Origin of the sequence: Streptomyces sp. NPDC051173, from assembly GCF_040689515.1 — a bacterium.
GTDB lineage: Bacteria > Actinomycetota > Actinomycetes > Streptomycetales > Streptomycetaceae > Streptomyces.
In genome coordinates, this window is the sequence record NZ_JBFBBD010000012.1 from 95,355 (window position 1) to 109,470 (window position 14,116).

General features: G+C 74.3%; 2 protein-coding genes. Both read left to right on the plus strand.

The window, feature by feature from the left end:
* Positions 1-287: 287 nt before the first annotated feature.
* Entirely contained in the window at positions 288-7,556 is a 7,269-nt protein-coding gene (locus AB0435_RS10395; RefSeq protein ID WP_366426664.1) for a beta-ketoacyl synthase N-terminal-like domain-containing protein, read from the plus strand.
* A gap of 6 nt (positions 7,557-7,562) precedes the next feature.
* Positions 7,563-14,081, plus strand: coding sequence for an SDR family NAD(P)-dependent oxidoreductase (locus tag AB0435_RS10400; protein WP_366426665.1), 6,519 nt, complete (start codon positions 7,563-7,565; stop codon positions 14,079-14,081).
* Positions 14,082-14,116 lie beyond the last annotated feature (35 nt).

Consider the following 14,116-nt stretch of genomic DNA (forward strand, 5'->3'; position numbering starts at 1 on the left):
TCTCATCCCGCGGATCTTCCGCGCGGCGCCCCGCGCGACCGTGCCGCCACCGGCCCGGCTCGCCCGGCGCGCACCGGTGCGTACGCGCCCGATGCTGGCCGCGACCCATAGCGGCGGACTAAAGCGGCAGGCGGCAAGGCGGGGTTTGGCGACCCTTTAGAGACCCCGCTCACGATGAGCGCGGTACTCGAAGCGATCTCCGATTTCGGACCGGGAGCGCCGTTGATGTTGTGTGGCAGCCAGTTGTCCCCCCAGCGATCGCGCCTGACGTGATGGCACCTTCCCCCATGGGTTCCCCCACGGGCCCCGAGCCCGTCGCCGTCGTCGGCATGGCCTGCCGCCTGCCCGGAGCATCCGGCCCGGCCGCGTTCTGGCAGCTCCTGAGCGAGGGCCGCAGCGCCGTGCGCCCCACCCCGCCGCCGCACCGGCAGGCGGACTCGGGCCTCGCGGGGCCGGGCGGCTTCCTGGACCGCGTCGACGGCTTCGACGCGGACTTCTTCCGCGTCAGCCCGCGCGAGGCCGTGGCGATGGACCCGCAGCAGCGGCTCCTCCTCGAACTGAGCTGGGAAGCGCTGGAGGACGCCGGGATCCGGCCGCCCACCCTGGCCAGCAGCCGCACCGGCGTCTTCGTCGGCGCGTTCTGGGACGACTACACCCACGTCCTGCGCCGCCAGGCGCACCGGGCCGTCACCCGGCACACCATGACCGGTGTGCACCGCAGCATCCTGGCCAACCGCATCTCGTACACCTACCACTTGACCGGCCCCAGCCTCACCGTGGACACCGCGCAGTCCTCCTCGCTGGTCGCCCTGCACCTGGCCTGCGAGAGCCTCCGGAACGGCGAGTCCGAGCTCGCCCTCGCCGGCGGGGTCAACCTCATCTGCTCCCCGGAGTCCACCGAGCTGGCCGCCGCCCGCTTCGGCGGCCTCTCGGCAACCGGCCGCTGCCACACCTTCGACGCCCGGGCCGACGGATTCGTACGCGGCGAGGGCGGCGGCCTGGTGGTGCTCAAGCCGCTGGCGGCCGCGCGGCGCGACGGCGACACCGTGTACTGCGTGATCCAGGGCAGCGCCGTCAACAGCGACGGCGCCACCGACGGCCTGACCCTGCCCAGCGGCCAGGCACAGCAGGACGTGGTGCGCCTGGCCTGCCGGAGCGCCCGGGTGACCCCGGACCAGGTGCAGTACGTCGAACTGCACGGCACCGGCACCCCCGTGGGCGACCCGATCGAGGCCGCGGCCCTCGGCGCCGCACTGGGCCGGGACGGCGCGCGCACGACGCCCCTCGCCGTCGGCTCCGTCAAGACGAACGTCGGCCACCTCGAAGCCGCTGCCGGGATCACCGGGTTCATCAAGACGGCCCTGAGCATCCACCACCGCAAGCTCCCGCCGAGCCTGAACTTCGACACCCCCAACCCGGCCATACCGCTCGCCGGCCTCGGCCTCACCGTCCAGCGGCGGCTGAGCGACTGGCCGCGCCCCGAACAGCCCCTGGTCGCCGGGGTGTCGTCCTTCGGCATGGGCGGCACCAACGGGCACGTCGTCCTGGCCGCGGCACCCTGCCCGGAGGCCGTACCCGTCGCGGCGGAGCCTCCCGCCGGGTCGGTACCGGTGGCGTGGCCCGTCAGCGCCCACAGCGCCCCGGCGCTCCGCGCCCAGGCCGGGCGGCTGCGCGACCACCTCGCCGCCCACCCCGCCCCGGACGCCACGCGGGTGGCACACGCGCTGGCCAACAGCCGCGCGGCCCTGGCCCACCGCGCCGTCCTGCTCGGCAGCGACACCGGCGACCTGATGGCCGCCCTCGACGCGCTCGCCGAGGGCAAGGACACCGCCTCCGTGGTGGCGGGCGAGAGCGTCGCCGACGGCAAGCTCGCCCTGCTCTTCAGTGGCCAGGGAGCTCAACGACCCGGCATGGGCCGTGAGTTGTACGCCGCCTTCCCCGTCTTCGCCGACGCCCTCGACGAGGCGTTCGCGGCGCTCGACGCCCACCTGGACCGCCCGCTGCGCGAGATCGTCCTCGGCGACGGCCCGGAGCCGGGCGCGCTCCTCGACCGGACGGCGTACACCCAGCCCGCGCTCTTCGCGATCGAGACGAGCCTGTACCGCCTCGTGTCCTCCTTCGGTCTCGAAGCCGACTACGTGCTGGGCCACTCGGTCGGCGAGATCACCGCGGCCCACGTGGCCGGCGCCCTCTCGCTGCCCGACGCGAGCGCCCTGGTCACCACGCGCGGCCGCCTGATGCAGGCCGTACGGGCGGACGGCGCCATGGCCGCCTGGCAGGCGAGCGCGGACGAGGCCGCGGCCGTGCTCGCCGGGCACGAACGGCGGGTCACCCTCGCCGCGGTCAACGGCCCCCGCTCCGTCGTCGTCTCCGGCGACCGCGACACCGTCGAGGAACTGACCGCCGACTGGCGGCGACGCGGCCGCAGGACCAGCCACCTGAAGGTCAGCCACGCCTTCCACTCGCCCCACATGGACCCGGTCCTCGACGAGCTGCGCACCGTCGCGGCAGGGCTGACCTTCCGCGAACCTGCCATCCCCGTCATCTCCAACGTCACCGGCCTGCCGGTCACCGCGGCGGACCTGGCCCGCCCGGACTACTGGGCGGAGCACGCGCGCAGGCCCGTGCGGTTCCTGTCCGGCGTACGCCACCTGTGCGAGCAGGGCGTGGCCACCTTCGTCGAACTGGGCCCGGACGCCCCGCTGTCCGCGATGGCCCGCGAGTGCTTCCCCGCCTCCGGCACCCCGGACCGCCCGCGCCCCACGGCGATCGCCGTGTGCCGCAGGGGCCGTGCCGAGACCGCCACGCTGATGACGGCCCTGGCCCAGGCGTACGTGCGCGGCGCCGACGTCGACTGCACCGCCGGGCAGGCCACCACGCGCCGTGGCGATCGCGTGAGCCTGCCGACCTACGCCTTCCAGCGCGAGCGCCACTGGCCGGACACGGACCCTGCGGCCACCCCACCCGGGCCGCAGGAGACCCCCGTACGGCACGAGGAGCCGCCGGCCGCCGAACGGACAGGGCCCGCCGCGCTCTCCGAGGCCGACCTCCTCGGCCTGGTCACCCAGCAGGTGGCCGTCGTCCTCGGCGCCGCCTCCGGCGCGGTCGGCACGGCACGGACCTTCAAGCAGCTGGGCTTCGACTCCATGGCCGCCGCCGAGCTGAGCGAACGGCTCGGCACGGCGACCGGCCTCCCGCTGCCCGCCACGCTCACCTTCGACCACCCGACACCCCTGGCCGTCGCCGGTCATCTGCGCGCACTCCTCACCGGCACACCCGAACACACCACCCCCACACCCACCCGCCCGGGCGAGGCCGACGACCCGGTCGTCATCGTCGCCATGAGCTGCCGCTACCCCGGTGGCGGCGATTCGCCCGAGGGCCTGTGGCGGCTCGTCGCCGAAGGCGGCGACGCCATCGGGGAGTTCCCCGGCGACCGCGGCTGGGACCTGGAGCGGCTCTTCCACACCGACAGCGAACGGTCCGGCACCAGCCACACCCGGCAGGGCGGATTCCTCTACGACGCGGCCGACTTCGACGCCGAGTTCTTCGGCATCAGCCCGCGCGAGGCACTGGCCGTCGACCCGCAGCAGCGGCTGCTCCTCGAATGCGCCTGGGAGGCGTTCGAGCGCGCGGGCCTGGACCCGCACGCGCTCAAGGGCAGCCCCACCGGTGTCTTCGTCGGCATGACGGGGCAGGACTACGGCCCGCGGCTGCACGAACCCTCGCAGTCCACCGACGGCTATCTGCTGACCGGCAGCACACCCAGCGTGGCCTCGGGCCGCGTGTCGTTCACGTTCGGCCTGGAGGGGCCCGCCCTCACCGTGGACACCGCGTGCTCGTCGTCCCTGGTCACGCTCCACCTGGCGGCCCAGGCGCTGCGGCGCGGCGAGTGCGACCTGGCCCTGGCCGGGGGCGCCACGGTGCTTTCCACGCCGGGCATGTTCACCGAGTTCTCCCGTCAGCGCGGCCTGGCCCCCGACGGCCGCTGCAAGCCGTTCGCGGACGGTGCCGACGGCACCGGCTGGGCCGAAGGCGTCGGCCTCGTCCTCCTGGAGCGTCTCTCGGACGCACGCCGCGAGGGGCACCGTGTACTGGCGGTGGTCAAGGGATCGGCCGTCAACCAGGACGGCGCGAGCAACGGCCTCACCGCCCCCAACGGCCCCTCCCAGCAGCGCGTCATCCGCGCCGCCCTCGCCGACGCGCGCCTGGAGGCGACCGAGGTGGACGCGGTCGAGGCGCACGGCACCGGCACCACACTGGGCGATCCGATCGAGGCGCAGGCGCTCCTCGCCACCTACGGCCGGGGCCGCTCCGACGGCCGGCCGCTGTGGCTGGGGTCGGTGAAGTCGAACATCGGCCACACGCAGGCCGCCGCCGGCGTCGCCGGCGTGATCAAGATGGTGATGGCGCTGCGCCACGAACTGCTGCCCGCCACCCTGCACGTGGACGAGCCGAGCCGGCACGTCGACTGGTCGTCGGGTGCCGTGCGGCTGCTGACCGAACCGGTCGCGTGGTCGCGCGGCGAACGCCCGCGCCGGGCCGGAATCTCCTCCTTCGGCATCTCCGGGACGAACGCGCACCTGGTCCTGGAGGAGGCGCCGCAGGAGGAAACGGCCGCTCCGGCGGCGGACGGGGGCGCGGTGGTCCCGTGGGTGATCTCGGGGCAGACCCTTGACTCCCTGCGTGAACAGGCCCGTCGTCTGGGCGCCTTCGTGGAGGAAGCGGCGTCCGCGACAGCCGCGGAAGTGGGCTGGGCGCTGGCCTCGACACGGTCGGTGCTGGAGCACCGCGCCATGATCGTGGGACAGGACCGCGCGGAACTGCTGGACAAGCTCAGTGCGCTCGCCGCAGGTGAAATCCCGTCAGGAACGCCGGTGGGCGCCGTCGGACCCGGTCCGGTGCTGGTGTTCCCGGGGCAGGGGTCGCAGTGGGTGGGCATGGGTGCCCAACTCCTGGACGAGTCACCGGTGTTCGCGGGGCGGATCGCCGAGTGCGAGCAGGCGTTGTCTCCCTACGTGGACTGGTCGTTGACGGGTGTGCTGCGTGGCGATGGCGGTGAGCTGTCGCGGGTGGAGGTGGTGCAGCCGGTTCTGTGGGCGGTGATGGTCTCTCTCGCCGCGGTGTGGGCGGAGTACGGGGTGGTGCCTGCCGCTGTGGTGGGTCATTCGCAGGGGGAGATCGCGGCTGCCTGTGTGGCGGGGGCGCTTTCGCTTCAGGACGGTGCGAAGGTCGTGGCGCTGCGGAGCCGGGCGCTGCGGGAGCTGTCGGGGGGCGGTGCGATGGCGTCCCTCGGAGTCGGCCGGGAGCAGGCCGCCGAGCTCATCGAGGAGTACCCCGGGGTGGGGGTGGCGGCGGTCAACGGGCCGTCCTCCACCGTCATTTCCGGGCCGCCCGGAGAGGTCGCCGCGGTCGTCGCCGCAGCGGAGGCGCGCGAGCTGCGGGCCCGCGTCATCGATGTGGACTACGCCTCCCACGGCCCCCAGGTCGACCTGATCACCGACGAACTGACCCGCGTCCTGGCCGGTGTCCGGCCCGTCACCACAGACATCGCGTTCTACTCCGCCGTGACCGGCACCCGGATCGACACCACCGGCCTGGACACCGACTACTGGGTCACGAACCTGCGGCAGCCGGTCCGCTTCGCCGACACCGTCGAGGCCCTGCTCGCCGACGGCTACCGCGTCTTCATCGAGGCCAGCCCCCACCCCGTACTGACCCTCGGCCTCCAGGAGACCTTCGAGGCGGCCGACGCGGACGCCGTGACCGTGCCCACGCTGCGACGCGACGAAGGCGGCCTGGCCCGCCTGGCCCGGTCGCTCGGCGACGTCTTCGGCGCGGGCTGCGCCGTCAGCTGGACGAAGTGGTTCACGGCCCCCGGCGCGCCCGCGCTCGACCTGCCCACGTACGCCTTCCAGCGCCACCGCTACTGGCTGGAGACCCCCGCCGGCGGCCAGGACGCCGCCGTCCTCGGCCTGGCGCCCGCCGGGCACCCGCTGCTGGGCGCGGCCACCGAACTCGCCGACGGCGGCGTGCGCCTGCTCACCGGACGGATCGGCAGGCACAGCCACCCGTGGCTCGCCCAGCACACCCTCGTCGGCGCGGCCGTCGTGCCCGCCTCGGTCCTCACCGAGTGGGCGCTGCGGGCCGCCGACGAAGCCGGATGCGCGGGCGTCGACGACCTCACCTTCGAGACGCCGCTCGTGCTGCCCGCGGCCGGGGGCGTGCAGGTGCAGATCGTCGTGGGCCCGGCCGACGAGCGGGAAGGGCGGCGCGACCTCCACATCCACGCCCGCCCCGACGAGGACGCGGCCCCCGGCGGAAGCACGCCGTGGACCTGCCACGCGAGCGGCCAACTGGCCACCGCCGCAACCGAACCACCGGCCACGGCGGAGAGCGCGTGGCCGCCCGCCGGCGCCGAACCCGTCGACCTGGACGGCTTCTACGAAGACGCCGCCGCGTCCGGCGTCGGCTACGGACCCGTCTTCCAGGGGCTGCGCGCGATGTGGCGCCGCGGCTCGGACCTGTTCGCGGAAGTGACATCGACTCAGGAGGCGTCCGGCGCCGAGGGGTTCGGGATCCATCCGGCACTCCTCGACGCAGCCCTGCACCCCGCGCTGCTCGCCGAGCCGGCCGAGGCGGACCACGTGTGGCTGCCCTTCACACTGACCGGGGTGTCCCTGTGGGCCACCGGCGCCACCTCCGCACGCGTCCATCTGTCGCCCCTCGACGGGCAGCAGGACGCACAGTCCGGGCGGGCCTGGCAGATCCGGGTGAGCGACCTCGCCGGGGCCGACGTGCTCACGTGCGAGAGCCTGGTCCTGGTGGCGGCCGCGACCGGGCGACTGCGGGCCGCAGAAGAGGCCGCCACGCTCCCCGCGCCGCCGCGCCCCCGCACCGTCCGGCACACCCCGGCCCGGCGCGCGGCCGCCAACCACCGTCCGCCCACGGACTGGTCCGGCCGCCTGGCCCCCCTGTCCGCCGCCGAACAGCTCGGGGTGCTCATCGACTCCGTACGCACCCACGCCGCCGAGGTCCTCGGCCGCACCGACCCGGACGCGCTGCGCGGCGACGCCACGTTCAAACAACTGGGCCTGGACTCGCTGACCGCCGTCGAGCTGCGCAACCGGCTCGTCGCGGACACCGGTCTGCGCCTGCCCACCGCCCTCGTCTTCCGCTACCCGACCCCCGCGGCCATCGCCGGCCACCTGCGCGAACGGCTGACCGGACAGGACAGGGCGGGTGAGAGCGAGGCACCGTCCGGCGCGCGGTCGGGGCCTCTGACCGCCGACACCGTCCTGAGCGGCCTGACCCGCGTGGAGAACGACCTGACCGCGATCGCCGCCCAGCTGCCCCACGGGGACGCGGGGGAGATCACCACCCGGCTCGAGGCGCTGCTGGCCCGGTGGAAGTCCACGAACGCCGCGGCGGACGGCGGCAGCGCCGCCCACCGGCTCAAGGCCGCGTCCGCCGATCAGATCTTCGACTTCATCGACAACGAGCTGGGCGTCTCGCGCGACACCGCGCCCGCGAACCCCACTCCGAAGGCCGGGTGACCCCACATGCCGAGCGAAGAGCAACTGGTCGAGTATCTGCGCCGCGTGACCACGGAACTCCACGACACGAAGCAGCGCCTGCGCCAGGCGGAGGACCGCCACCAGGAACCGATCGCGATCGTCGGCATGGCCTGCCGCTTCCCCGGCGGCGTCGCCTCGCCCGAGGACCTGTGGGACCTGGCCGCCGCGGGCAAGGACGCCATCGAGGACTTCCCCACCGACCGCGGCTGGGACCTCGACGCGCTCTACCACCCCGACCCCGCCCACTACGGCACCAGCTATGTGCGACACGGCGGGTTCGTGGACGACGCGTGCTCCTTCGACGCCGAGTTCTTCGGCATCAGCCCGCGCGAGGCACTGGCCATGGACCCGCAGCAGCGCATGATGCTGGAGACCTCCTGGGAGCTGTTCGAGCGCTCCGGCATCGACCCCGCCACGCTCAAGGGCAGCCGCACCGGTGTCTACGCCGGGGTGTCGAGCGAGGACTACATGTCCCGACTGCCCCGCATCCCGGAGGGATTCGAGGGCCACGCCACCACCGGCAGCCTCACCAGCGTCATCTCGGGGCGGGTCGCCTACACCTACGGCCTGGAAGGCCCGGCGGTCACCGTCGACACGGCCTGCTCCGCCTCCCTCGTGGCCGTCCACCTGGCCTGCCAGGCCCTGCGCCAGCGCGAGTGCGACCTCGCGACAGCGGGTGGCGTGCTCGTGCTGTCCAGCCCGCTGATGTTCACCGAGTTCTGCCGCCAGCGCGGCCTGGCCCCCGACGGCCGGTGCAAGCCGTTCGCCGCGGCCGCCGACGGCACGGGCTTCTCCGAGGGTATCGGCCTGATCCTCCTGGAGCGCCTCTCCGACGCCCGCCGCAACGGCCACGACATCCTCGCCGTCGTCCGGGGCTCGGCCGTCAACCAGGACGGCGCCAGCAACGGCCTCACCGCGCCCAACGACGCCGCGCAGGAGAACGTCATCCGCGCCGCCCTGGCCAACGCCCGGCTGACCCCCGCCGAGGTGGACGCCGTGGAGGCGCACGGCACCGGCACCAAACTGGGCGATCCCATCGAGGCCCAGGCCCTCCTCGCCACCTACGGGCAGCACCGCGACCGGCCGCTCCTGCTCGGCTCGCTCAAGTCCAACATCGGCCACACCCACGCCACCGCGGGCGTCGCGGGTGTCATCAAGACCGTCATGGCGATCCGGCACGGCATCGTGCCCGCGACGCTCCACGTCGAGGAGCTCAGCCCGCACGTCGACTGGGACGCCGGAGCGGTCGAGGTCGTCACCGAGCCCACCATGTGGCCGGACACCGGCCACCCGCGCCGCGCGGGCGTCTCCGCGTTCGGCATCTCGGGCACGAACGCGCACCTGATCCTGGAAGAGGCGCCGCCGCTCCCGGAGCAGGAGGCGCCGCAGCTCGCACCGGGTGCGGTGGTGCCGTGGGTCGTCTCCGCTCGCACCGCGGAGGCACTGCGTGAGCAGGCCCGGCGGCTGACCGCGTTCCTCGCCGGGGACTCCGATGCCACGGCGACGGAGGTGGGCTGGTCGCTGGCCACGACGCGGTCGGTGTTCGAGCACCGGGCCGTGGTGGTGGGCCACGACCACGCCGAGGCCGCCGCGGGCCTTGAGGCGCTGGCGTCCGGCCAGCTGACTCCGGACGTGGTGTCCGGGGTGGCTGGTTCTCCCGGTCCGGGTCCGGTGTTGGTGTTTCCGGGGCAGGGGTCGCAGTGGGTGGGGATGGGTTCCCGACTCCTCGATGAATCAAAGGTGTTCGCGGCTCGTATTGCCGAGTGTGAGCGGGCGCTTTCTCCGTATGTCGAGTGGTCGCTCACCGGCGTTTTGCGTGGTGATGGTGGTGAGTTGTCGCGGGTGGAGGTGGTGCAGCCGGTTCTGTGGGCGGTGATGGTCTCTCTTGCCGCGGTGTGGGCCGACTGTGGTGTGACCCCGGCTGCTGTGATCGGTCATTCTCAGGGTGAGATGGCTGCGGCGTGTGTGGCCGGTGCGTTGTCGCTGGAGGACGCGGCGCGCATTGTCGCCGTACGTAGTGATGCTCTGCGGCAGTTGGCCGGGCGTGGTGCGATGGCGTCGCTCGGGGTGGGCCGGGAGTTGGCTGTCGAGCTGATCGATGGGCACGCAGGGGTGGGTATCGCTGCGGTGAACGGCCCGTCTTCGACGGTGATTTCGGGTCCGCCGGAGCAGGTGGCGGCCGTGGTCGCGGAGGCCGAGGTGCGTGGCCATCGGGCGCGCCTGATCGATGTGGATTACGCTTCGCATGGTCCGCAGGTCGATGAGATCGTGGATCTGCTGACTGACCGTTTGAGCGGCATCGAGCCGCAGGCCACGGACATCGCGTTCTATTCCACGGTCACTGCTGAGCGGATCAACGCCGATGTCCTGACCTCGGGTTACTGGGTCACCAATCTCCGGCAGCCGGTCCGTTTCGCGGACACGGTCGACGCACTGCTCGCTGATGGTTATCGGGTCTTCATCGAGGCCAGTCCTCATCCGGTCCTGAACCTGGGCTTGGAGGAGACCATCGAGCAGGCGGACGTCTCCGCCACGGTGGTACCCACCCTGCGTCGTGACCACGGTGACAGTGCTCAGCTCGCCCGTGCTGTCGCGCAGGCGTTCACGGCCGGTGCCGAGGTCGACTGGCGGCGCTTCTTCCCTGCCGACCCCGCTGCCCGGACCGTCACCCTGCCCACGTACGCCTTCCAGCACCAGCGTTACTGGCTGGCCGACACCGTGGCCAGGGCGGGTGCCGTCGATGGTGTCCGGTCCGGGTCGGGGCACGCGCTGCTGCCCACCTCGGTCGCGCTGGCCGACGGGGGAGTGGTGCTCAACGGCCGGATCTCCGCCGACGGCGCCGGCTGGCTGAGCGGGCACGTCGTGGCCGGGACGGTGCTGGTGCCGGGCGCGGCCCTGGTGGAGTGGGTCCTGCGGGCCGCCGACGAGGCAGGCTGCCCCATCCTGGAGGAGTTGACTCTCCAGGCACCGCTCGTGCTCCCCGCCTCCGGGAGCCTCGACGTCCAGGTCGTCGTGGGCGAGCCCGACGCGCAGGGCCGGTGCGACGTACGTGTGTACTCGCGCCCGGAGCAGTCCGCCACGGCATGGGTGTGCCACGCCGTCGGCGAGCTGGGACGCGAGTCGGCGGACCGCCCCTCCCGGCAGACCGGGCAGTGGCCCCCGACGGGTGCCGAGCCGGTGGACGTGAGCGGTTTCTACGAGCGGGTCGCCGCCGCCGGTTACGAGTACGGCCCGGCGTTCCAGGGGCTGCGGGCGCTCTGGCGGCACGGTGACGACCTGCTCGCCGAGGTGGCGCTGCCCGAACAGGCCGGTGACGCGGGCGGGTTCGGCATCCACCCGGCGCTCCTCGACGCCGCCCTGCACCCGTTGTTGCTCGCCGACCGGTCCGGGGGCGGGCAGGTGCTGCTGCCGTTCACCTGGAGTGGTGTGTCGCTGTGGGCCACCGGGGCCACCACCGTGCGGGTGCGGCTCTCCGGGCTGAGCGGGGGCGCCGAGGAGACGGTGCGCGTGACCGTGACCGACCCGGCGGGCGGACCGGTGGTGGACGTGGCGGCACTGCGGCTGCGGGCCGCGAGCGCCCGGCAGGTGCGGGCGGCCGCGGCGCCGGGCGCGGACGGGCTCTACGAGCTGCGATGGACACCCCTTCCCCTGCCGGGCACGAACGGCGAGGACATCGGCTCCGCGACCCTGGGCGATCTCGACCTCGGCGTGGACCGCTACCCGGACCTGGGCGCGCTCGCCGACGCCACAGCCTCGGGAACCCCCGTGCCCGACCTCGTGTTCGCGGCGGTGGACACTCACGCCGGGGACGAACTGCACGTCACCGCACAGGTGTTGGGACTCGTACAGGAATTCCTGGCCGCGCCGCTCCTGGACCCGGCCCGGCTGGTGCTCGTGACCCGGGGCGCGGTGGACGCCGCCGACCCGGCCGACGGCGCGGACGTCCCGGGCGGTCCGGACCTGGCGGGCGCCGCCGTGTGGGGGCTCGTCCGCAGCGCCCAGTCGGAGAACCCGGGCCGCTTCGTCCTGCTCGACGTCGACGCGCCACTCGACCGCGACACCCGCGACGCCGTCGCCATGGCGGTGCGCGGCGCGGCGGGCGTGGACGAGACGCAGCTCGCCCTGCGTGGTGGCCGGGTGTTCGTCCCCCGGTGGGAGCGGGCGACCGGGACCGCCGAGCTCGCCGCGCCGCCCGGAGAGCGGGCCTGGCGCCTCGTCGGCGGGCCGTCCGGAACGCTGGACGCCGTCACGGCGGTGGCGTGCGACGACGTGCTGCGGCCGCTCGGGCCGGGGCAGGTCCGTATCGCCGTGCACGCGGCGGGTGTCAACTTCCGTGACGTGCTGATCGCGTTGGGCATGTACCCGGACCCGGGCGCCCTGCCGGGCACGGAAGCCGCCGGTGTGGTCACCGAAGTCGGCCCCGGTGTCGCGCGCGTGGCGGTCGGCGACCGTGTGATGGGCATGCTTGACGGCGCGTTCGGGCCGTGGGCCGTCGCCGACGCGCGGACGCTGGCGCCCGTACCGCGAGGCTGGGACATGCGCGAGGCGGCCGCCGCCCCGGCCGCGTTCCTGACGGCCTGGTACGCCCTGGTGGAGCTGGCCCGCCTGGGGGCCGGGGAGTCGGTGCTGATCCATGCCGCGACCGGCGGGGTGGGCATGGCGGCGGTACGGATCGCCCGCCACCTGGGCGCCGAGGTGTACGCCACGGCGAGCCCCGCCAAGCACGGCCTGCTGGAGGAGATGGGCATCGACGCCGCCCACCGCGCCTCCTCGCGCGACGCCGGCTTCGAGGAGTCGATCCGGCGGGCGACCGGCGGGCGTGGCGTGGACGTCGTGCTCAACAGCCTCACCGGTGAACTCCTGGACGCCTCCCTGCGGTTGCTGGGCGAGGGCGGCCGGTTCCTGGAGATGGGCAAGGCCGACGTACGCGACCACGGGACCGTCTCCCTGGAGCACCCCGGCATCGCCTACCACGCCTTCGACCTGGTCGCCGACACCGGCGCCGAGCGGCTCGGCGGGATGCTCGACCGCCTCGGCGAGCTGTTCGCGTCCGGCGGGCTGGACCCGCTGCCCGTCAGCGCCTGGCCGCTCGGCCGGGCGCGGGAGGCGTTCCGGTTCATGAGCCAGGCGAAGCACACCGGCAAGCTGGTGCTCGACGTGCCCGCCCCGCTCGACCCGGACGGCACCGTCCTGATCACCGGCGGCACCGGCACCATCGGCGCCGCGGTCGCCGAACACCTGGCGCGTACGGGCGAGAGCGGCCACCTGCTGCTCGTCAGCCGCCGCGGCCCAGACGCCGACGGCGCTCCCGAACTCGCCGCGCGACTCGCCGGACTGGGGGCCGAGGCCACCTTCGTGGCCGCCGACGTGAGCGCGCCCGGCGCCGTGGCCGAGCTGCTCGCCGGGATCGACCCGGCGCATCCGCTCACCGGCGTCGTGCACGCGGCCGGGGCCCTCGACAACGCCCTGACCGGCTCCCAGAACCCCGAGCGCCTCGCCCGGGTGTGGCAGGCCAAGGCCGCCGCCGCGCGGCACCTCCACGAGGCGACGGAGGAGGCGAGGCTCGGGATGTTCGTCATGTTCTCCTCCTTCGCCTCCACCCTCGGCACGCCGGGCCAGGCCAACTACGCCGCCGCCAACGCCTATTGCGACGCCCTCGCCCGGCACCGGCGGGCCCGGGGCCTGACGGGCCTGTCCGTGGCGTGGGGGCTGTGGGAGGCGGTGAGCGGCCTCACGGGGACGCTGTCCGCGGCGGACCGGGCCCGCATCGACCGCTACGGCATCCGGCCCACCAGCGCGGCGAAGGGCTGCGCCCTGCTGTCCGCCGCCCGCGCCCACGGCCGCCCCGACCTGCTCGCCCTGGACCTCGACGCCCGGGTGCCCGCCGCCTCGGGGACGGCCGTGCCCGTCGTGCTGCGCGCCCTCGCCGCCGCCGGAACGCCCGCCACCTCCCGGCCCACGGCCGCCGCCGGCGCCGACACGGCCGACTGGCCCGGCAGGCTCGCCGCCCTGACCGGCGAGGAGCGCCTGGAGTTGATGACCGACCTGGTCCGCACCCACGCCGCCGGCGTACTCGGCCACGCCGACCCGGGCGCGGTGCAGGTGGACACGCGGTTCAAGGAGCTCGGCTTCGACTCCCTGACCGCCGTCGAGCTGCGCAACCGGCTCGCCGGCGCCACCGGCCTGAAGCTGCCCGCCGCCCTGGTCTTCGACTACCCGCAGGCCCGGGTACTCGCCGCCCACCTCGTCGAGCGGCTCGCCCCGGAGGGCGCGCCCGCCACGACGGGCGACATCACCGCCCAGGTCCTGCGGGAGGTGGCGCGCGTCGAGCACACCCTGTCCGCGGCCGTCGAGCAGGACCTCGACCGGGCGGCGGTCGCGGCACGGCTGGAGGCGCTCCTCGCGCGGTTCACGGCGGCAGCGCCCGACGCCGCCGTGGACCAGCTGGAGGCCGCCACCGCGGAGCAAGTACTGGACTTCATCGACAACGAACTGGGGGTGTGAGGCGAGTGCACGCCGAACACCTCGCGACCACCGGC